Here is a 20,528-nt window from a genome sequence, read left to right on the forward strand (position 1 = left end):
GGTCTTACCCACAGGGCTTTAGCCACTGGATAATGAAATCTGCGATGCTTTGAGGGGTGTTCAAATCCAAATAGGGGAGCTGGCATCCTTCTGGCGCAGGTTGATCACTGGCAAAGGCGATAATGTTTTTATCATTAGGATAGAAAAGCGGTTTACCGTAACTGGGGCGATGTACTTCAATCTTTGCGATTGGTTGGTCGCGAAACCCTTCAACCAAAATCAGATCAAGTTGGCTGTGATCCAGCTGCGATAGGCACTCATCAAGTTGAGGCTCTTCCCGCTCAGGCTCTGGGTACTCGAAATAGAGCATGTGCCTTTCTTTTGTTGCAAGCAGTGTTTGATTGCAACCGGCATGGCGTAAACGATAGCTGTCTTTACCGGGCTTGTCCGGGTCGATATTGTGGTGGCTGTGTTTCACTAAGCCAATACGCAGCCCCTGAGATTTAAGCAGCGGAATGAGGTGTTCGAGAAGGGTTGTTTTGCCTGAGCCACTATAGCCGGCAAAGCCAATTACTGGTGCCATTTTGATGTTGAATCGCTTAACAATAATCCCCTGAGTGTAATACTAAACGACGTTAGAGTCTGCCCATATCCGCGCTATCTTAGCCGTAAAAGACCAATATTGATTGATAGCGAAATTGAGCGGTTGTGTTTCAAACGGTGTATCAAAGTTAAGCTTATTGAGTTTTTTCTCCAACCACATCATGTTTCCTACTACATTTATTGAGTACGTCGCAGGCATTTGCTATTACCATTAAGTAAGGTAATTAAATGTCTTAATCGCTTACCATACAGTTTTTTGACAGGAAGTCGTGGTATTGGTGGTAAGTACTCATAATCGCATCAGGGAGAGTGCAATGTGGGCAACATTGGATTTTGAAGCATCCGGTCTTTCCGGTCAGTCCTATCCTATTGAGGTGGGATACTCGCTGCCAGACGGTTCTGCAAACAGTCTGCTTATCAATCCGCTCACCGCAGGTGATCCTTGGCAACATTGGGATGATTATGCTGAGCTCGAGATTCATCAAATTTCACGCCAGAAGCTGCATAATGAAGGGCTTCAGGTCGTTGATGTATGCCACCATCTTAACGCGGTATTAGGAAAATATGAGCGTGTTTTTTGCGATAGCCAATGGGACCTTTTCTGGCTCGGTCGGTTATACCATGCGGCTCATATGAGGCCCTCGTTTACCCTGACTGAAGTGGGTTTGTGGTTGTTGCAGGAAAATGGTATCGACAGGGCGCATTTCCAGCAAACCATGGCAGAGCTCGGCCCGGTATCACATCGTGCTGAATCGGATGCCAAGCAGATCAGGATGGCGATCACTCAGCTGACCGAATAAGCCTTTTTACTCAGTAAGGTCATTCAGCTGTCTCAAGCTGCGACAATCCCATTTCTGATGTGTGAACGATCAGAAGTGGGTATACTGATTGCAAATAGTCATTTTTGAGTGAACCGCTTGCACACCTCATCATTTCATCAAGCATCGCTAAGTCCATTACCGCCTTCTGTTCGTGCTGCTGTGTTTAATATTTCGATGTCAGATCCTGTAGCAGGCGAAATCTTCGAGCAGTTGGCGCAACCCAGCAATGCGCGGTTTTCCAAACTTGCCGCCATTATTCAGCATGCCAGTCCAGATGTGTTGATGTTGTGTGAGTTTGATCACCCAGGGGAAGGCGGTGACGATGGAGCGTTAGAACGGTTTTGTCAGCATTACTTGGCCTCTTCCCAGCATGGTCAACCTGCGGTGTCATATCCCTACCGTTATTGCCCGCCATCGAATACGGGGTTAGCAATGGTTAACGATCTCGATGGTGATGGCAAAATTACCTTGCCCAATGATGCTCAGGGGTTTGGTGAACATCATGGCCACTTCAGCTTTGTGATCCTGTCGCGATATCCCATTATTGACGCTGAAATCAAATGTTGGCAAACCCTTATTTGGCAGAATTTACCCGGCCATCAAATGCCCGAGGGCTACTATTCTGAAGCCGCAAGTGCTGAGTTGCGCTTGTCTTCCAAAAACCATGTTGTGGTGCCGGTGGATGTTGATGGCAAGACGCTTCATCTGCTCGCTTGCCACCCGACACCGCCGGTGTTTGACGGCCATGAGAAACGCAATGCTCGCCGTAATCATGACGAGTTGGTACTGCTCAAAGATATTATCGATGGGGCGGATCACCTCGTTGATGATAATGGTCACTCGGGAGGCTTGTCACCGGGCAGTCACTTTGTGGTGTTGGGTGACTTGAATGCGGATATGGCCGATGGTGACGGGATGAAAAAGGCGATCCGAGATTTGCTACTGCATCCCAAAATTCACCGCACAGTTTCATCTGGCCGAATGACGCCGAAAAGCCAAGGAGGCCGTTTTCACCGTCCTTGGCAGCAGCGACGGGGGCGGCCAAGTGAATGGACTCATATTTCAGGGCTGCGTCTTGATTATGTGTTGCCCTCGGCCAGCTTGGATGTATTGCAAAGTGGGGTTTTTTGGCCAGGCAAGAAAGATCCGCTGCGACACTTAATTACTGATGAACGTGGTCGCGAGCGTCCACAGGCAGGTTCAGATCACCGTTTAGTGTGGGTGGATATCGCTTTGAAATAGTTACTTGGGTATATGATGCTTCTTGACCTAGGCTTTTGAATAAAGGTTGATTCGACAGGGAGAAGCACCATGCCTGATTCACTCAAACCGCTGGGCGGGGAAGGTTTACGCGGACAAACTGCCGGTAGCACGGCACTGTGTACAGTGGGTAAAACCGGTACCGGCTTGACCTATCGTGGTTATGACATTTCTGACTTGGCAAAGCACGCCGAGTTCGAAGAGGTGGCCTATCTTCTGCTGAAGGGGAAGCTGCCGACCCGTACTGAGTTGGCGGCATACAAAACCAAGCTGATTTCCTACCGTGGTTTGCCGTTGGCCCTGAAACTGGTGCTGGAACAAATTCCTGCCGATGCCCATCCGATGGATGTTATGCGAACAGGGTGCTCTATGCTGGGCAACCTTGAGCAGGAGCAGGGTTTTACCGAAGAGTATGATAAAGCTGATAGGCTACTTGCTTTGCTACCTGCCATCATTTGTTACTGGTACCGCTACAGCCATCACGGGGTAAAAATAGAAACCTATTGTGATCAAGACAGTCTTGCCGGCTATTTCTTGAAAATGCTAACCGGTGAAACACCCCCCGATTTACACACGCAGGTGATGCATTGCTCGCTGATCTTATATGCAGAGCATGAGTTTAATGCTTCGACGTTTGCGGCGCGGGTGTGCGCCTCGACGCTGTCTGATATCTATTCATGCGTGTGTGCCGCAATCGGTACCCTGAGAGGCCCCTTGCACGGTGGGGCTAATGAAGCGGCTATGGATATGATTGAACAATGGCAGGATGCGGATGAAGCAGAAGCGGGGATCTTGGCAATGCTGGCCAACAAAGACAAGATCATGGGCTTTGGTCATGCTATTTACCGGGAATCTGATCCACGTAATGCCTTGATTAAGGTGTGGGCTGAGAAGCTGTCCAACGATGCCAGTGACCCAGAGCTCTATGATATTTCAGTTAGGGTGGAAGCCGTGATGAAGCGCGAGAAGAACCTGTTTTGCAATGCCGATTTCTTCCATGCTTCCGCGTACCATTTTATGGGGATACCCACCAAGCTATTCACGCCGATTTTTGTGATGAGCAGGGTGACCGGTTGGGCGGCCCATGTATTTGAACAGCGGGATCATAACCGGATCATTCGCCCGAGCGCTGACTATATTGGTCCGGATCATCAAGATTGGTTACCGATCGATGAGCGTCACTAGTTTGAACTATTCCCACCATGGTTATTGGCAGAGCTTGCCCCAAGGCAGGGTGTATTGGCAACCGAATTTTCTTGAGCCCACCTTGGCTGATCAGTGTTACAGTCAACTTGAAAGCGAATTGAACTGGCAGCAGCATAAAATAACCATATTCGGCAGGGAAATACTCCAGCCACGTGTGCAAGCATGGTGCGGTGAGGCTGTCTATACCTATTCGGGTTTAACCATGCAACCCGATCCTTGGACGCCCACATTGCAGGTGATTCGTCAGCAGTTGTCTGCGTTGTTGGGGAAGCGTTTCAACTCTGTGCTGGTCAATAAGTACCGCGATGGTGATGATTATATGGGGTGGCACCAAGACAATGAGCCTGAATTGGGTGAAGATCCTGTGATTGCTTCCATCAGCTTAGGGGCGACAAGGCGGTTTGTATTGCGGCACCGACAAAGTAAAGAGAAGAAAGAGTATTTGCTGACGAATGGCTCGTTGCTCGTGATGGCGGGTGAGCTACAAAGCTTCTGGCAACATACGGTGCCGAAAACGAAGCGGCCAACAGCGCCTCGTATCAATCTAACGTTTCGTCAGATAACACGCTAACTTTCTGCTCAGGTAAGGTCAGTTTGTCGGGGACGACGCCTTATTGAAGCTTGTTCTTTTTCGCTATTGTTATAGCGATCACAGATGAAAGCATGAATTTACAGTTTCTTGACGTTATGGATTCAAGGCTTTGCTAGCTTTCTGGCTAAGTGTTTACCGTAATGGGTGGGGAGTATCCAATGGGATGGGTTAGCAGTAGGGTATACAGGGCAGTTATTTCTCCGTTGGTCGTAGGGGCGGTGGTCACCTCACCATTGCTTTGGGCGGATGTCCAATCCGCCACAGCGCAAGGGGGTGACGGTGTCAATGTGGCTTATAGCGTCGGTACAACAAGCTTTCAGCAAGATGCCGAGCGTATTCGTCAAACCTATGAAAGTCAGCTCTTTACCCTCCCTGCTTTCAAGATGGGTCACTATGGCTTGCGAATGTATCGCCAGACACAAGATCATAAATATCAAGCGGCAATTTGGTCTGATATGGCACGTGTTGCCAGTCGGCTGAACTTTTTTGCGACAGAAGTTTATACCCCTGGGCAAATTGACGCTTATTCTGCAGAGCGGCTCGCTCGCTACGATCTCAAACAAGATGTCCGAAGCGAATTGCGCTATGAAGCGACCAAAGATAAACCGCAATATTTCTACCTCGGTGTTGATCTGCTGGGTTCAATGGCCCGTGCCAATGAGTATGGCCTGAAGCATCGTGAAGATGGAAAGCTCAGGGAAGTGATCCGCCGTTATGATTTCAAACCGTATGTGACGGATCCTGAGATGATCAGGGCATGGGCGGCACAGCTGGCCAATCAGGTGTATTGGCTGCGCCAGCTAGGGGAGCAGGATGTGGTTGATGATTTTACTGCAGCCTTTCAAGAAACCTATCCTGACAGCCAAGATGATAAGCTGACTGATCAGCAGTTCATGAATAAGGTTTATGGTTTAACCCATATTATTTTTGCCGCGACCGAGTATTACCAACATCCGGTGAAAGAGTCTGATTATCAATGGATCTATGATTACTACCGTGACAATATCGATACCATCATTGCGCGCTCGAAAGAGGATGTTATTGCTGAGGTTGGTATAAATTTTTTATTGGCCGGATTAGAGGATGATCCTGTCGTCGAAAAGACCCGAAAGGCGATTCAGCGTTCTTTGAATCGACAAGCCGGTCTTATTCCTGCGGAAAACGGCAGTACTGATTTGCTTGATGGCGAACACCGCAATGTACTGGCGATAATGTTGTTGGACTGGCGCGGGACTAATGCCGTACCCACTATCCAAAAACAGCCGGAAATCTTCACCGGCAAGCCATATGGCTTGATTACTAAGTAATACCAAGCGGAATAGAGAATAGATTTCAAATAGAACGCCCCTTAATAGGGGCGTTTGTCATTAAGATGGAAGCTTAATTAGCCAGTAGTTTAGTAGTAATACTTACCGCTAATGCTGTTGACGTTGAAGGTTTGGACCTTCATTGATGGTGACCAGTACACACTGTTCCAACCAGCCTTTAGCTTGAGTTGGCGAATGAAGTCTTCGGGTTTGGGCAGTTGTTCCCACACCTGTGGTAAAAACAGTGCTTGCTGATGCTGGTCTGATAGGATCACGCCGACTTTATTATTTTCTAGGTAGTCTATTAGTGTTTGCTCTGAGTCGACGGCCAGATCTTTTGGTTGGCTCAAGACCGACACTTCAACGACCAAATCATCAAGTTGTTCTTCGACCAGAGGCATAAAACGTCGGTCTTGGTAAGCACTTGCTCTGGCTTTATTGTGGACTTCCAGCACCAGTGGTGAATGTGCCACCGTGGTCCCTAGGCAGCCCTGAAGCTGTCCGTCGACAGTAAGAGTAACAAAGCAAGCGCCGGGTTGGAGTAGCTTCTTGCTGTATAAATCTAAACGCGGAGGTTGGGGAATAGTATCCGAAAAATGGCCACGAATAGCATCGCGAGCCACATCTAAAAGCTGGGTTAACTCACCTTTATTGAGGTTCTGAAACGAGATAGCTGACATATCCTACGACTCTCTCCTTATCTCCGGCGTCGGTGTCGCCTGAGTTTATTAATGTTTTACGTATAAGTGTGTATCCCCTTTGTTTGGCTAACAAAAGCAATGTATTAATACCTGTTGAGCCACAAGCTTGTTCCGGAACGAGCGTTGGCTCGTAGTTATCGATCATTGTGCAGGTCTGGCGGTCTATACGTTGCGCTTCCGAATAGGGATGGAAGTGGCTTAGATCGCTACTGACAACAAGCAAACAGTCGTCACCTTGCCAGAGGGAATCAATCAGCTTGGCGACATTGGCCGGATGTACATTACTGGTTAAAAGCGGTAATAGGGTGAAGTCATGTAAACATGACTGCAGGAAAGGTAATTGCACTTCGAGGCTGTGCTCAAGCGCATGAACCTGGTCCGATACTTCAATATCATCTATTTCCTTTATCTTTTCAACCAATTGTGTGTCAATTTTTATTTTACCTAACGGTGTTTCGAAATGATCCGCCGCAGGGATGGCGCAACCTTGGAAATAGTAGCGGTGGCTGGGGCCTATGAGGATCACCCGGCGAATACGTTCGGCTTCTGCCAGCAGGTAACGGTAGGCATCGGCGGCGACGCTGCCTGAAAACATATACCCAGCGTGAGGCACAATGAGTGCTCGAATAGGCGTTGCATGTTGGGAAACCTTAAGCCATTTATCCATTTGTACTTTCAGGGCTGCCGCTGAGTGGGAATAGAACTGACCCGCAACGGCTGGTGGACGTGTACTCATAGGTCACCTACTCATATGCAGTCTAAAGATCTGGACTAATCTTAAGTATAGGAACAAATATACACTTGGATGATTATCATGCGTCAACCTCCTGAGTTTTATCCAACAAAGTACTGGCATCGGCTTGATGATGGTCGGGTGGTGTGTGATCTTTGCCCGCGGCAATGTCGATTGAGAGAGGGGAAGCGAGGTGCTTGCTTTGTTAGGCAGGCCCATGAGGGTGAAATAGTCCTGACCAGTTATGGCCGCTCCAGCGGATTTTGTATCGACCCTATCGAGAAAAAGCCACTCAATCACTTTTACCCCGGAAGTTCGGTGCTCTCTTTCGGTACCGCAGGGTGTAACCTCGGTTGTAAGTTCTGCCAAAACTGGAATATCAGCAAATCCCGCCAGATAGATACCTTGGGGGCATCGGCTATGCCAGAGCAATTGGCATTGGCTGCGCAGCGTTATGGTTGTGACAGTATTGCCTTTACCTATAACGATCCGGTGATTTTCATGGAGTACGCCGTCGATGCCGCTCAGGCATGCCGTGAATTAGGTATCCATAGCGTGGCGGTCAGTGCGGGCTATATCTGCGATAAACCTCGGGTTGATTTTTATCCCCATATGGATGCCGCCAATATCGACTTGAAAGCGTTTACCGAACGTTTCTACCATAAAATATGCAGCGGCCATCTCGCGCCTGTGCTCGATACCTTGCTATATCTGCGCCATGAAACCGATGTGTGGTTTGAAATTACCACCTTGTTGATCCCTGATGAAAACGACAGTCCGCAAGAAATAGAGGCTTTGACCCGCTGGGTATACGACAATCTAGGCCCCGATATTCCAATCCATTTCAGTGCCTTCCATCCGGATTTTAAAATGCTGGACAAGTTGCCAACCCCACCCGAGACAGTGAAAAAAGCGCGGGAGATCGCTATGGCCAATGGGTTGCATTATGCCTATGTGGGGAATATCTTCGATGAAATAGGTGACAGCACCTATTGTCCGGGCTGTGGTAAGAATGTGCTTTCCCGTAACTGGTATCAATTGGGGGATTGCCACCTGACCAGCCAGGGACAGTGCCACTACTGTGGTTACCAGTTAGCCGGTCGATTCAAGCCTATCGAGAAAGCATTTGGACGGCGCAGGATCCCTGTGCAAATTGCCAGCAGATAAGGGGGTTATAAGCGTATATCCGTTGTCTGGGCTTGTCAGCAGTATCAGCGATCCGATATCTTACATACTTAATCACAAAACCCCGGATGAGAAAGTAAACATGTCTGATATGACAATGGAGCAGCTTGCGAGCTTCCAGAACCTAGTGATCACCCAGCCAAACTGCCCGTTTTGCGTAAAAGCGAAAGCAATCTTGGATGAGCGCGGTACCGAATATACAACATTGGTATTGGGTACTGACCTTGCCAAGACCATGATGGTTGATTTCATCGAACAGCAAACGGGTAATGTTGTACGCACTGTTCCGCAAATCTTCTTGGACGGCCAATATATCGGCGGACATGACGATTTGGTTGCTTTCCTAGCGCGTCAGGTAGAGAACGATGCGTTTGGAGATTTTGAGCTGTAAGCGCAAGGAGGTAGATTGCCTCGCTTACCCAATATGGTAGAAAAGGCAGCGCAGTGACGCTGCTTTTTTTCGGTTTGATCTAGGCTAAATATCGGACATTCTTTTCCGGCATGGGGGCGCGGCTCTGGTAAACTGGTATTTCAATTACGATATATGGATTTTCAGGAATGCTCAGCGACCAAGGCTTTCTCTCTCAAGGTGTCAGTTATCACGGATTGTTCTTCCTGCTGTTGTTAGTCATGGCGTCCGCATTGATTATTGCTCATTCGTTTCGATACAACCGCAAAGTCACGCCGATTTCCTTGATAATTATTGGTGTACTGACTGTGGTTTCAGTAACCAGTTATACCTTCTTAGGTCATGAACCTAAAAATACCGTTATGCGGCCAGTCGTCGCCCTTGAAGCACTACCAGAAGAAATGCTGATGAGTGCGTCAGAGCTGAATCAGAAACGTATTGAAGAGATCCAAGACAAACTCCGAGAAGATACGCAAAATGGCGAGCTGTGGTATGCGTTGGGTAATGCCTATATGTACAGCAGTGAGTTTGAAAACGCCGGTACTGCATTTCTTTACGCATTACGGCTTTCACCTGAGCCCCAGTCCAATATCTATTCGGCAATGGCAACGGCCAGTTATTACCAAGAAAAGCAGCACTTCACGCCACAAAGTCAGGCTTGGCTGGAGCAGGCATTGGCGTTGGACGAAAATAATATCTCTGCCTTGATGTTATTGGCTTCTGATTATTTCCTCAATGCTCGTTATCAAAAAGCGATTGATACTTGGCAGCAGATACTGGATACCGATCGCACTGACCTTGACAGGGTCGAGGTAATTAATGCGATTAACCGGGCAAAGCGTTTTATTTAAGTGTAAGGAAGCTGTAAGCATTACGGCCAAGGCGCAAAGTAATGCCGGTGTTCAATATTTAGGTCTTTTTTTGGTATTGCGAAGCATTCGAATACACCTTTATTAGAGAGAGTTACCCAAATGTCTAATGTTGTTCAGTTCTCTGCGTTCAGTGGCAGTAAGAAGACCCATACTCCCCCGTCTATCAAACCACAGAGCCCTAAAGTGCTAAGGGAACAGGCTGCATTGAAACAGGACAGTCGTTGTTACTTCTGCGGGGAGCGTAAAGAGCCGAAAGAGCTTAGCTGGCTTGATAAGACTGGTTTTAAGACAAAGATACATGTTGTCTGTGGAAATTGTAGCGCTGGATCTAAGTCGCGTTCAATGGATGAACTCCGCATAATCCTTGCACTTAAAGCGATGGATTTCAGAACGGTTAAACTTCAGCAGTATCTTGAGCTGAGAGACAAAGGGATTTATATAGAGGGTGTACGTGAATATAAGTTCTACTTTGAAACGATTGAATGATCATATTCGGATGGCATTTGAAAAAGAGCCGGCAATATCAGCCCAAACGAATTCGTCTGTTCCTAGATTTTTTGTTTGAGCACTTTAATCAGTATGTATGCGCGACTGACAGAAAAACAACGCCCCGCGATATCGGGGCGCTGTTCATTATCCGAGATGGTCTAACTGGCTGTAGCTTGCTTTGTGAATGTTGGTTTCATCCCCTCTAGGCCCAGCGTCTTTTACACGGTTGGCTTACAAGAGTAGCCAGCCCAGCCAGTCGGTTTAGGGGGTTACATGGCTACCAGGTTCATCGTGGTAATGCAGGTGCGACTGTCCCCTTTGGTGCTAAGTACTTCTGATGCCATCAAGTTACCTTTGTGGAACATAAACTGATATTCACCGTCTCGTGGCATCCAGATATCGATGAAACCATCTTTTTGCGTAGTGACCATTTCATTCTTCACGACTTTTCCCGTCGCCATGTCTTTAACCATCAGGTGCAGTTTTTCTTCTACCAGTTCACCCTGGCACCCTGTCGGCACATGGTATGTACAAGGATGGGTATAATTGATATACGGGGCGATAGAAAGCAGGAACTCCTCGGTAAGCGGAATGGCCGCTTCCTCGCCAGAAGGCAGCGTTGCCTCTAGGCTGTCAGGCATCACCTTAACGGTTGCCTCACCTGTGCGGTGCCACTGGTGAGACTGTTTCAATGCCTGTTGCGGACTAAGAGCGGTAAATTCTTCAGCCGTCATTGCTGACGTGCCAAACGAAGCCATTAGGACAACTACAGGTGCGATTTTGTTGAAGTATTTCATAATAGTTTTTCTTTAATTGATATTTAATTGAACCTCAGCCGCCGGTGCAGTTTGCAGGCGGTGAGAGTAGGTTTTCCAAAGCTTATAGATAGATGGCAGCACCAGCAGGGTTAGCAGGGCCGATGACACCGAGCCCCCCAGCATAGGGGCGGCAATGCGCTGCATCACCTCGGAGCCCGTGCCGCTGCCGATCATAATTGGGATCAGGCCGATAACGACGGTTAGATCTGTCATCATGACTGGGCGAATGCGCTGTCCAGCCCCTTCTAAAATGGCTTGTTCCAGGTCCTCTGATGTTACGTGACTACCTTGTTGTTCTCGTTCTTCTATCCTGCGCTGCCAGGCTTGGTTCAAGTAGACCAGCATGATAATGGCGGTTTCTACCGCCACGCCTGCCAGGGCGATAAAACCAACCCCAACAGCAATCGAGAGGTTGTAGTCAAGGTAGTACATCAACCAAAGGCCACCAACGAGGGCTAGTGGCAGGGTGCCAACAATAATGGCAACCTCACCAAAACGGCGGAAACTCATGTACAGCAGCATAAAAATGATGCCGAGCGTCACAGGGGTCACAATTTTAAGTTTCTCCATGGCTCGCTGCATATACTCGTACTGCCCTGACCAGCTGATGGCATAGCCCGCCGGCAAGCTTATCTCCTCGGCAACACGCTGGCGTGCTTCCTCGACAAAGCTACCGAGATCGCGGCCTTCGATATCTACGAATATCCAGCCGTTGGGACGAGCATTTTCGGTTTTGATCATCGGAGGGCCATCCTCGTAGCGGATATCGGCCACATCAGCAAGGGTGATATGCGCTCCGAATGGCGTGACTAAAGGCAGATTTTGCAGGCTGTATACAGAATCTCGATAGTGTTGCGGATAGCGGACATTCACCGGATAGCGCTCTAGCCCTTCCAAGGTCTCGGCGACGTTCATACCCCCGACGGCGGCACTGGTTACCTGCTGGACATCTTGGACGGATAAACCGTAGCGAGCCGCGCGGTGACGATCCACATCGATAGTCACGTAACGACCGCCGGCTACGCGCTCAGCGTATACCGATACAGCCCCTGGAACTTGGCCGACAACGTCTTCGAGTGATTTGCCGATTTTTTCGATGGTTTTTAAATCTGGGCCTGAAACCTTAATTCCCACCGGCGTCTTTATCCCGGTTGAGAGCATATCGATGCGGGTCTTGATTGGCATGACCCAGGCGTTACTCAGGCCGGGAAATTTCACCAAACTATCAAGCTCATTGCGTAATGTGTCTGTGGTGACACCTTCTCGCCATTCACTTTGCGGCTTCAGCTGGATAAACGTCTCTATCATCGTTAACGGAGCGGGGTCGGTTGCCGTTTCGGCACGTCCGGCTTTGCCCCACACGGTCTCAACTTCAGGGATGGTTTTGATCAGCTTGTTGGTTTGCTGCAATAACTCCCGTGCTTTACCAATTGAGATCCCCGGATAGGTTGTCGGCATATACATTAGATCGCCTTCATCGAGCGGAGGCATGAATTCGCTGCCCATTTTGCTATACGGGTACCAGGCCGATGCCAGCAACACCAACGACATCGCGATCATGGTTTTAGGGTAGCGCAGGCTGATTTTCAGCATTGGGCGGTAGCTGGCTATAAGCATACGGGTGATTGGGTTTTTCTGCTCGGGCATGATACGGCCTCGAACAAAGTACCCCATCAGTACAGGGACGAGTGTAATGGCCAACCCAGCCGCCGCCGCCATGGCATAGGATTTAGTAAAAGCCAGTGGCGCAAACATCTTGCCTTCCTGGCCTTCCAGGGCGAAGACAGGAACAAAGCTGAGGGTAATAATGAGCAGCGAGAAGAAAAGGGGAGTGCCCACCTCTTCTGCGGCCTCTGTAATGATCTCCCAACGGTCTTTGTTGGTATCTGTGTTTCGCTCAAGATGCTTGTGGACATTTTCAATCATTACAATGGCACCATCTACCATGGCTCCAATGGCAATACCAATCCCACCCAGAGACATGATATTGGCGTTAATACCTTGCCATTGCATGATGATAAACGCACTGAGAATACCAAGCGGTAAACTGATCAAGATGACCAGCGAAGAGCGAATATGGAAAAGGAAAAGCGCACAAACCAGCGTAACGACCACAAACTCTTTGATCAGAGTGTTGCTGAGATTATCAACCGCCGAGTCAATCAGGCCAGAACGGTCATAGGTGATGACCATCTCGACGCCATCAGGCAGCGAACGTTCCAGCTCGGCCATTTTCGCTTTGGCATTGGTGATAACCTCACGGGCATTTTCCCCGTATCGCATAACGATGACGCCACCGACAGCTTCACCTTCACCATTGAACTCTGAAATACCGCGGCGCATCTGTGGTCCCATTGAGATATCCGCGATATCACCGAGCATCAAAGGCGTGCCGGTTTCTGACAGTTTGAGCGGCAGGGCGGCAATATCCTCCGCAGAGCGGAGGTAGCCTGTGGTTCTCACCATATGCTCAGCCTCGGCGACTTCGATCACGGAGGCGCCCACTTCCTGATTGCCGCTTTGAATAGCCTGATTGACCTGGGCCAGTGTCAGGTCATAGGCGCGTAACTTGTCAGGGTCAATCTGGACCTGATACTGGCGAACCATACCGCCAACAGTCGCCACCTCTGATACACCATCGACAGTCTGCAGTTCATATTTTAAGAACCAGTCCTGTAGGCTGCGCAACTCGCTCAGATCATGCTGACCGGTTTTATCTTGCAGGATATAGCTCAGCACCCAGCCCACCCCAGTGGCATCCGGGCCCAGCTCGGGTTTGGCTGCCGCCGGTAAGGCAACTTGCCCCATGTATTCCTGTACCCGGCTGCGAGCCCAGTACATATCGGTGCTGTCATCAAAGATAATGTAAACGTACGAGTCACCGAAGAAGGAAAAGCCGCGCACGACCTGTGCGCCTGGTACTGCCAGCATGGCTGTCGATAGCGGGTAGGTCACTTGGTCCTCGACAACTTGTGGCGCTTGTCCCGGGTAGCTGGTTTTAATGATGACCTGCACATCCGACAGATCCGGAATAGCATCGATAGGGGTCTTGTTTACCGAATAAAGGCCGCCCGCTGCCAGCATGGCCGCAGCGATGAGGACAAAGAATCGGTTGGTGATCGACCAACGGATAATCTTGTTTATCATTACTTGCCATCCTCATTGTGGTCCATCATGTCGTGGCCCATTGCGCTGTGATCCATGGTGCTGTGGTCCATCATGTCGTGGCCCATTGCGCTGTGATCCATGGTGCTGTGGTCCATCATGTCGTGGCCCATTGCGCTGTGATCCATAGTGCTGTGGTCCATCATGTCGTGGCCCATTGCGCTGTGATCCATCATGCTGTTGTCGTTCAGGATGAAATCGTCGGGTAACTGTGGTTTTTCATCAGACAGGGACACGATGAGGAATTGGTTTTTCTCTTTTTGCAGTGAAAAGCGGATCGGCTCACCTTTTGAAAACGTCGTGAAGCTAACATCATCAGATACATCAAAGTCCATTTCCATCGCAGGCCAATTCCATTCAGGTACTGGCATATGGGAAATTCGAACCCGGTTTTGACCGGTAGAGGCAACAAACAGACCATCGACCATTACAGGCGCAGCTCCGACACCATTTATCCGGTTTAGGTCAGCACTTTGTGATGATTCTGAGTCCAGCATGAATTGTGCCGATGTCACGACCCTATCTGAATCAGCCAGGCCGGCAGTCACTTCGATCCATTCACGGTTTTCCTTTCCGGTTTCTATCCGGGCCGAGCGGTATTTACCGTCTCCGAGCGCCAAGACAACACGGGTCATATCACGGCTTCGGATCACTGCCTGGCGAGGAACAACGAGACTTTTCTGTTTAGATGTCGCCTCTATCACTAGCTTGGTGTACATGTTAGGTTTTAGCCGCAAGTCGGGATTATCAAATACTACTCGTACCCGCATACTACGCGTTGCAGAGTTCAGGACCGGGTAGATGTAATCGACATAGCCTTGCCACTGCTCGCCTGGCAGGGCATCGATTGTCATGCTGACACGAGAGCCGACCTCAACCTGATCTGCTTGTCGTTCAAAAACTTCGGCTTCGACCCAGACCGTATTCAACGCACCACCGCTAATGACGGTCTGCTGAGGTGACAAAAATGCCCCTTCGCGAATATTCAGGGCATCAATAATACCGTCTGCTGGAGCTTTAACCGCGACATGATGAATGGGCTTGCCGGATCGCATAACCTGAGACACCTGTGCATCATCCATCCCTAGGGCGTTCAAGCGCTGCTTCGCACCATTAACCATTGCGCTGCGGTTGCCGCGTACGGCATTGAGCAGCTCTTCTTGGGCTTTTACCCATTCAGGCGAATAGAGCGTGAAGAGCACATCCCCTTTACTGACCTTCTCTCCGGTAGTATTAACATATAAGCGCTCGACCCAGCCATTGACCCTCAGGTTGACCTGCCAATAGCGTTGTTGATCAAAGCTAACGTAGCCCACAGTATCAACCGGGTGCGTTAAGCTTTGAAATTCTGCTGGCGAGCTCTTTACGCCAAGGTTGTTTTCTACTGCAGGGTCGATAAAGACCGTTCCTGCAGGTTCATTTCCGCCTTGTAAATCTTCTTCATAGACCGGAATAAGATCCATGCCCATCGGTGATTTACCCGGTTGGTCGCGTTTGTAATTAGGATCCATCGGCGCAACCCAGTACAGCGGTTGCTTTTCCCCGCTATGTTCTGCATGCGCATGGGAGTTATCTGTGTGCTTGCCTAATGTAAAGCCAACACCAGCACTGATGCTCAGAGCTAAAAAGGTAAAAACATATTTTTTCATTATTCATGTTCCTGTTGGTATTGGCTTTAGAAGTAGCGGTTCAGAAAGTAAGCCTGTTGGTTGAGGCGTTGGTGATGATCGGCTTTGACCCGTGCGAGCTCCATTTCTACGGTTAGCAGCTCATCTGAGGCTTGAATCACATCGGCAAAAGTAGCAAAGCCACTTTCATAGCTGCTTTCCACTGTGGCGAGACGCGTTTTGCTGCGCGCAATGATGTGATCTTGATAGGTATCAATTCGCTGCTGGGTGATGGCTGTTTCCTGTTCCAATCGAGTTATTTCTGCGTGCAGTTGGCGCAGCCATGTATCGCGCTGTGCTCTGCCCGCGACCATATTGAGCTGGGCGGCATTGAGACGCTTGTCTTGGCGCTTGTTGGTAAAGAGGGGCAGATCCATCGTCAGAGACACACTGACGAGGTCAGAAGCCTGACGGCCACCCATATCCTCTGCCTGGCGATAGCCATACATCATTTCGACGCCGAACTCGGGTTTATATGCCTCGTTGGCAATATCCACATCATTTGCCCGAAGATCGATCAACTTGTCTAGCTGACGAACGCTCGGGTGAGATAACAACTGTTCGGTCCAGCGGGAAGGCGTTTGTAGCATTTGCTGCAATGTTGGCCATTCAGGTAGGTGGCTGGCGTCGACGGCAGCGAGATCGCTCCCGAGCCATTCGGTCAAGCGTGCCAGTTGGACCCGCTGAAGTTGCTGGTTTGCCAATAGCTGTTGTTCGATACGCCCTTGACTAATTTCAACAGCTAATACCGCTTCTGCGTCAGCATTATTCCCCAGGGCATAAGACTCTATGACCTCACTATGTTGACGCTCCAAGAGGTTTTGGCGAGTAAGGAGCAGCTCATGGGACTGCCGCAAATAATAGAGTTCGATCCATAGGTCGGTGATCGTCCGTGACAGTTCGAGGGCCCGAAGGTCCATAGCGAGCTCCATGCTATCAGCTTCGATGCCGCCGCGAGTCTCCTGTAAGGCAAGGGTATTTCCCCGAGAGAAGGTCTGCATCAAGCCGACAGAGACATTTGTCATCATGTCGTCATTCATGGAGAAACTGTCTACGGGAAGCCCACCCACCCCGACTTTCAGTTTGGGATCCATCCATTGACCAGCTGCCACCGCGCTCTGGCGAATCGCCTGGGATTGGTAATCTAGCTGTAATCGGGTGGTGTCTTGCTCGATGGCAATATCAACTGCTTCGTATAGAGTTAGCGATGCCAATGCTGCAGGCACAGTCAGCAGTGTACTGCAGAGTGCTGCTACTAAATTTAATTGTCTGATTTTCATTACTATTCATTTTATTTAGTGAATAACAGGCGTACTGAAGCCTTGGCATTCAATACATCATTAATAAATAAGAGAATAGTTAGGCTATTGGAGGCCGATAGAGGTTATTCGGAGAGGCTGAAAGGTAGAAAGAAACGCCAGATAATGGGCGTTGATGACTAAAATTGAAACTTGGCAGTTTGACTGATGTGTGAGTAAAGGCCGCTGAGGAAAAACTACAAGGAGTCATCAGGCAGCATTCTTGCAGTCCATCGTGAGGGCAGGCGGTGTGCACCTGTTCCACATTGCTATGAATTGAAGAGTTGTGATGTGAAGAGCTAGGGTGATGTGAGGTATTATGGTGTTCGCAATGCGTGTCGGTAGCATGGCAATCGCTTGTATTCACAGGAGTGATACTTTGCGCGATATTGCTGGATTCATAATTTACTGGTGCGGCAACGACTCCCCCTGATAGGGAAATTGTTAGTAGCAACAACAGTGTTATGAAACGAGGTAAACGCATTGAATAAAGCCTGTGCCAGAATCGTTTGAATTATAAACCTTAGAGATGGGTGAGTGTCAAATATCCCATGTAGGTTAAATTTTGGTTTTATCACTTCCTGCAATTTGAGTGTGTAATGAGTGGGTGTTCTTATCTTTTTGAATTTTAAGGCTTTAATGTAGGGTTTGTGAAGTGATGATATAACACTCTCTATGATTAGTAGCCAAGTTATAGTTGTGGGTTAACATTCCCTAACAGTTTATTGAGTTTTGTCGTAACTGCCTTGGCAACGATAAATCAGCATTGTGATTTTCACTTTGTGCTAGATGTCAGGTAAGCAGTCATCAAATTAAAACGCCCCGATATATCGGGGCGTTGTTCATTTAGTTAAGACTTTTCAATCTTACTGGTCATAGCTTGCTTCACGAGCCTTAGCTTCTTCTTCCCACTTCGGCACAACAGTGTTTAGGAAGTCTTCTTTTTCTTGGTTCATCGCATCCATATCCATACCTAGCGCTTGCTGGGCTTTCAGCTTGGTTGAGATGTCAGGAATTTCAACTGGATCGGTAATGCCTTTGGTAGCCAGTAGGCGGACTACGTTAGCACGGGCGTCAGCCGCTTTATCTAGTGCCGTACCTAGAACGCGTAGGGCAACTTCTGGTGCGTGCATGTGAACACCGTGAGAAGCAATCGCGTAGTCCCAGCGCCATTGTGCGTGGCGGATATCGGTAAGAATTGGCTTCATTTCTTCTTCGGTAGCCCCTGCATCCCATGCTGCTTTCGCTTCAAAGTGTGCAGCGACAATCTGTTTCTCGGCCCGAAGTTTCATTTCTAGCACTTGCGCTTTACGGGTAGAAACGATGCCTTGCAGCGTTTCTTTGTCTTGGGTATGACAATTGGCACAGGTGTCTTCGAAACGATCGAATGGATTGCCTACTTTATGATCAGTGAAGACAACGCCGTCTTCGTTTTGCACTTTCGGCATGTGACAGTCGATACACGTCACGTTGTTCTTGCCATGGATGCCGTCACGCCATGTTTCGTACTCTGGGTGCTGCGCTTTGATCATCGGTGCTTTAGAGACGCCATGCGTCCAGTCGCTAAAGCCGATATTATCGAAGTACACTTCCATTTCATCCACACCGGTACCCATGTCCCATGGGAATTTCACGGCGTTCTTGCTCTGCTTCTGGAAGTAGTATTCAACGTGACATTGGCCACACACTTGCGCTTGTTGATCAAGGCGTGAGCCGTCTTCAAATTTCTTGCCGATTGCTTCCATTGCTCGGGCGGCGTACGGACGTGACAAAGCGAGGGCTGGTTTACCCTGCTTGAAGTCTTCGCTATTGGTATTGTGGCAGTCGGCACAACCGATGGCATTGTTGATTTCTGAACCTAGACGAGCCCATTTACCGTCGAAATAGCCATCTTCGCCACGTTCATCAATGACACGGGCAACGTCTGGGCTCTTACAGCTCCAACAGGCCATTGGCATTGGGCCAGAGTTTTCGTCTTTCGGGCCGCCAGTACGTAGGGTTTCGCGAACGTCAGTTACCGCATAGAAGTGGCCTCGGGCTTTGTTGTAGTCTTTGGCAAAGCCATAGCCGGCCCAAAGGATGACCATATTAGGGTCGCCTTCAAGGGCATCTTCGATCTGTTCGCTTTCCTTGGTTGCTTCCCAAGTTTTGTATTGGTCTGCATGCTCAGCGGCAAAAGCTTCGTTGCGTGCTTCAATTCTTTCTTTTTCAGCGGGTTGCTCAGTAGCAAACGCATTGCCAGAAAGAAATATTGCAGACAGTAATGCTGCAACAGCGGCAGTATTTCTCGTCCATTTATTACTCACGATGTGCACTCCATAATTCTTGTTGTAAGTAGAGCCAAGCGTTGTGAGAGCGGCTTTCGATGCAAACAGAATCAGAGTTCTAAATAAGGATATCAGAAAGGAGAAATAACGAGATAAAAGCGATTTATTTTTTGTTTTGGATCAAAAGTGAAAAGTGAATAACGCGAGGTAGATTAATAATTTACCTATATACCCCTAAGGGGGTATTTACATAACCCTTTATTATTGAGTCTGGGGTTTCTATTAATGTTATTGTAAAACAACACGTTAGCATGTTTTTTGAGATTGATCTAAATCAGAAAATAATCATATTCAATATTACTTTTAGTGTATTTGTTATTTGTCGCATATTTTCACATCCTGAAATATAGTTTAATAAGCTTGTTGAGCGTTGTGGCTTAAAGTTGATGCAAATAAGAATTGATTTCAAATGCGATGGATTATTAATTGCGAAATCAAACGGGCACTATTGTGCCTAATTTGTAATATCAGCACCGGTTACTTTTTGATTTTTGATTAAAAGTAATTGTGGAAGATGAAAAGGTGAAAAATGGGCAATCATAAAGTAGCCCTGAATAGCATGTTGACGTTGTTTGTCGCTATGTGTATTTGGGGTTTCTCAATCAATGTTGCCGCAGACTCCCAGAACACAGAAGCCACAGCAGCCAGCCCTTCTGTTACTACTTCGGAGTCCGGCAGACATGTCGTCGAATTCAATCGGGACAGGGATTACGCATGTACCCAGTGCCATAAAGATGAACAAGACGTTCTCAAAGGTGCGCACAGCACCGCTATTAACCCGCACACAAATCGTGATGTGACTTGCGTCGACTGCCACAGCAATGTAGGTAGCGATCACCGCAATGGCGCATCAGAGGTCACGAAATTTGCACCGGCGCAATCTGTTGCCGGCAGTGAAAAACCGGCGGCTGATGTCGCTTGGATCACGCAGCAAAATGAAACCTGTGTGAATTGTCATGAGCCGGAGAATCTGCGTGAAGTGAACTGGACACACGATGTCCATGCGCTCGATCTCTCATGTGCTTCTTGCCATAACATCCACCCAACGTCTGATCCAATGAAAGGTATCGAGAGAAAGCCAAAAATCAAGCTTTGTGTCGATTGCCACTCTGATCAGATAAAAGCTAAAGAGTAG

The 20,528-nt window shown here is 48.6% G+C and carries 18 protein-coding genes; 10 read left to right on the forward strand and 8 right to left on the reverse strand.

The features are described 5' to 3' along the window. Nucleotides 1-4 precede the first annotated feature (4 nt). The gene (mobB, locus tag C9I99_RS09230) at nt 5-523 is read right to left on the reverse strand and encodes a molybdopterin-guanine dinucleotide biosynthesis protein B (RefSeq protein WP_107348590.1); all 519 of its coding nucleotides are present in this window, start codon (nt 521-523) and stop codon (nt 5-7) included. Nucleotides 524-857: 334 nt separating this feature from the next. Between mobB and C9I99_RS09235 the strand changes: the two genes are divergently transcribed. The 5 genes from C9I99_RS09235 (at nt 858) to C9I99_RS09255 (ending at nt 5,729) form a co-directional block, all read left to right on the forward strand. Further along, nucleotides 858-1,343 carry a hypothetical protein gene (locus C9I99_RS09235; RefSeq protein ID WP_107348591.1) on the forward strand — a complete coding sequence of 162 codons (486 nt, stop codon included), beginning with the start codon at nt 858-860 and terminating at the stop codon, nt 1,341-1,343. 195 nt (nt 1,344-1,538) lie between these two features. Then, on the forward strand, nt 1,539-2,606 hold the full coding sequence (locus C9I99_RS09240; protein WP_107348838.1) for an endonuclease/exonuclease/phosphatase family protein: 1,068 nt from the start codon (nt 1,539-1,541) through the stop codon (nt 2,604-2,606). Nucleotides 2,607-2,675: 69 nt separating this feature from the next. Next, the gene (gene prpC / locus C9I99_RS09245; protein ID WP_107348592.1) at nt 2,676-3,809 is read left to right on the forward strand and encodes a bifunctional 2-methylcitrate synthase/citrate synthase; all 1,134 of its coding nucleotides are present in this window, start codon (nt 2,676-2,678) and stop codon (nt 3,807-3,809) included. Then, nucleotides 3,796-4,401 (forward strand): alpha-ketoglutarate-dependent dioxygenase AlkB family protein, encoded by a 606-nt coding sequence (locus C9I99_RS09250; protein ID WP_107348593.1) that lies wholly within the window; start codon nt 3,796-3,798, stop codon nt 4,399-4,401. Before prpC ends, C9I99_RS09250 begins: the two co-directional genes overlap by 14 nt. A 179-nt stretch (nt 4,402-4,580) precedes the next feature. Continuing rightward, on the forward strand, nt 4,581-5,729 hold the full coding sequence (locus C9I99_RS09255; protein WP_107348594.1) for a DUF3541 domain-containing protein: 1,149 nt from the start codon (nt 4,581-4,583) through the stop codon (nt 5,727-5,729). Between the two features lie 89 nt (nt 5,730-5,818). Here C9I99_RS09255 and amrA read toward each other — a convergent pair whose 3' ends face one another. Together amrA and amrB are read right to left on the reverse strand one after the other, a co-directional pair. Further along, the gene (gene amrA / locus C9I99_RS09260) at nt 5,819-6,409 is read right to left on the reverse strand and encodes an AmmeMemoRadiSam system protein A (protein ID WP_107348595.1); all 591 of its coding nucleotides are present in this window, start codon (nt 6,407-6,409) and stop codon (nt 5,819-5,821) included. Next, nucleotides 6,378-7,166 carry an AmmeMemoRadiSam system protein B gene (gene amrB / locus C9I99_RS09265; protein ID WP_107348596.1) on the reverse strand — a complete coding sequence of 263 codons (789 nt, stop codon included), beginning with the start codon at nt 7,164-7,166 and terminating at the stop codon, nt 6,378-6,380. The genes amrA and amrB overlap by 32 nt, the downstream gene beginning before the upstream one ends. A 78-nt stretch (nt 7,167-7,244) precedes the next feature. On the opposite strand from amrB, the gene amrS reads away from it, so the two are divergent. The 4 genes from amrS (at nt 7,245) to C9I99_RS09285 (ending at nt 10,115) form a co-directional block, all read left to right on the forward strand. Then, on the forward strand, nt 7,245-8,330 hold the full coding sequence (gene amrS, locus C9I99_RS09270) for an AmmeMemoRadiSam system radical SAM enzyme (RefSeq protein WP_107348839.1): 1,086 nt from the start codon (nt 7,245-7,247) through the stop codon (nt 8,328-8,330). Nucleotides 8,331-8,430: 100 nt separating this feature from the next. Beyond that, entirely contained in the window at nt 8,431-8,739 is a 309-nt protein-coding gene (locus C9I99_RS09275; protein ID WP_107348840.1) for a glutaredoxin domain-containing protein, read from the forward strand. A 167-nt stretch (nt 8,740-8,906) separates the two neighbouring features. Continuing rightward, complete coding sequence (locus tag C9I99_RS09280) at nt 8,907-9,608, forward strand: TPR domain-containing protein (RefSeq protein WP_208113395.1); 702 nt, start codon at nt 8,907-8,909, stop codon at nt 9,606-9,608. Nucleotides 9,609-9,728: 120 nt separating this feature from the next. After that, entirely contained in the window at nt 9,729-10,115 is a 387-nt protein-coding gene (locus tag C9I99_RS09285; protein WP_107348597.1) for a hypothetical protein, read from the forward strand. Nucleotides 10,116-10,387: 272 nt separating this feature from the next. Here the strand turns inward: C9I99_RS09285 and C9I99_RS09290 are convergent, their stop codons facing one another. The 5 genes from C9I99_RS09290 to nrfA all read right to left on the reverse strand — a co-directional run bounded on the left by C9I99_RS09290 (nt 10,388) and on the right by nrfA (nt 19,372). Beyond that, on the reverse strand, nt 10,388-10,915 hold the full coding sequence (locus C9I99_RS09290; RefSeq protein WP_107348598.1) for a CueP family metal-binding protein: 528 nt from the start codon (nt 10,913-10,915) through the stop codon (nt 10,388-10,390). Between the two features lie 12 nt (nt 10,916-10,927). After that, on the reverse strand, nt 10,928-14,083 hold the full coding sequence (locus C9I99_RS09295) for an efflux RND transporter permease subunit (RefSeq protein WP_107348599.1): 3,156 nt from the start codon (nt 14,081-14,083) through the stop codon (nt 10,928-10,930). After that, nucleotides 14,083-15,750 (reverse strand): efflux RND transporter periplasmic adaptor subunit, encoded by a 1,668-nt coding sequence (locus tag C9I99_RS09300; RefSeq protein ID WP_107348600.1) that lies wholly within the window; start codon nt 15,748-15,750, stop codon nt 14,083-14,085. The genes C9I99_RS09295 and C9I99_RS09300 overlap by 1 nt, the downstream gene beginning before the upstream one ends. A 26-nt stretch (nt 15,751-15,776) precedes the next feature. After that, on the reverse strand, nt 15,777-17,048 hold the full coding sequence (locus tag C9I99_RS09305; RefSeq protein WP_107348601.1) for a TolC family protein: 1,272 nt from the start codon (nt 17,046-17,048) through the stop codon (nt 15,777-15,779). 884 nt (nt 17,049-17,932) lie between these two features. Next, nucleotides 17,933-19,372 carry an ammonia-forming nitrite reductase cytochrome c552 subunit gene (gene nrfA, locus C9I99_RS09310; protein ID WP_107348602.1) on the reverse strand — a complete coding sequence of 480 codons (1,440 nt, stop codon included), beginning with the start codon at nt 19,370-19,372 and terminating at the stop codon, nt 17,933-17,935. A gap of 550 nt (nt 19,373-19,922) precedes the next feature. Between nrfA and nrfB the strand changes: the two genes are divergently transcribed. After that, nucleotides 19,923-20,528 carry a cytochrome c nitrite reductase pentaheme subunit gene (gene nrfB, locus C9I99_RS09315; RefSeq protein ID WP_107348603.1) on the forward strand — a complete coding sequence of 202 codons (606 nt, stop codon included), beginning with the start codon at nt 19,923-19,925 and terminating at the stop codon, nt 20,526-20,528.

The sequence above is a fragment of the Photobacterium lutimaris genome, assembly GCF_003025555.1.
GTDB classification, from domain to species: Bacteria; Pseudomonadota; Gammaproteobacteria; order Enterobacterales; family Vibrionaceae; genus Photobacterium; species Photobacterium lutimaris.

Coding starts and splice junctions, on each gene's coding strand:
- mobB (WP_107348590.1), bottom strand. CDS start 523: ATGGCACCAGTAATTGGCTTTGCCGGCTATAGTGGCTCAGGCAAAACA.
- C9I99_RS09235 (WP_107348591.1), top strand. CDS start 858: ATGTGGGCAACATTGGATTTTGAAGCATCCGGTCTTTCCGGTCAGTCC.
- C9I99_RS09240 (WP_107348838.1), top strand. CDS start 1,539: ATGTCAGATCCTGTAGCAGGCGAAATCTTCGAGCAGTTGGCGCAACCC.
- prpC (WP_107348592.1), top strand. CDS start 2,676: ATGCCTGATTCACTCAAACCGCTGGGCGGGGAAGGTTTACGCGGACAA.
- C9I99_RS09250 (WP_107348593.1), top strand. CDS start 3,796: ATGAGCGTCACTAGTTTGAACTATTCCCACCATGGTTATTGGCAGAGC.
- C9I99_RS09255 (WP_107348594.1), top strand. CDS start 4,581: ATGGGATGGGTTAGCAGTAGGGTATACAGGGCAGTTATTTCTCCGTTG.
- amrA (WP_107348595.1), bottom strand. CDS start 6,409: ATGTCAGCTATCTCGTTTCAGAACCTCAATAAAGGTGAGTTAACCCAG.
- amrB (WP_107348596.1), bottom strand. CDS start 7,166: ATGAGTACACGTCCACCAGCCGTTGCGGGTCAGTTCTATTCCCACTCA.
- amrS (WP_107348839.1), top strand. CDS start 7,245: ATGCGTCAACCTCCTGAGTTTTATCCAACAAAGTACTGGCATCGGCTT.
- C9I99_RS09275 (WP_107348840.1), top strand. CDS start 8,431: ATGTCTGATATGACAATGGAGCAGCTTGCGAGCTTCCAGAACCTAGTG.
- C9I99_RS09280 (WP_208113395.1), top strand. CDS start 8,907: ATGCTCAGCGACCAAGGCTTTCTCTCTCAAGGTGTCAGTTATCACGGA.
- C9I99_RS09285 (WP_107348597.1), top strand. CDS start 9,729: ATGTCTAATGTTGTTCAGTTCTCTGCGTTCAGTGGCAGTAAGAAGACC.
- C9I99_RS09290 (WP_107348598.1), bottom strand. CDS start 10,915: ATGAAATACTTCAACAAAATCGCACCTGTAGTTGTCCTAATGGCTTCG.
- C9I99_RS09295 (WP_107348599.1), bottom strand. CDS start 14,083: ATGATAAACAAGATTATCCGTTGGTCGATCACCAACCGATTCTTTGTC.
- C9I99_RS09300 (WP_107348600.1), bottom strand. CDS start 15,750: ATGAAAAAATATGTTTTTACCTTTTTAGCTCTGAGCATCAGTGCTGGT.
- C9I99_RS09305 (WP_107348601.1), bottom strand. CDS start 17,048: ATGAAAATCAGACAATTAAATTTAGTAGCAGCACTCTGCAGTACACTG.
- nrfB (WP_107348603.1), top strand. CDS start 19,923: ATGGGCAATCATAAAGTAGCCCTGAATAGCATGTTGACGTTGTTTGTC.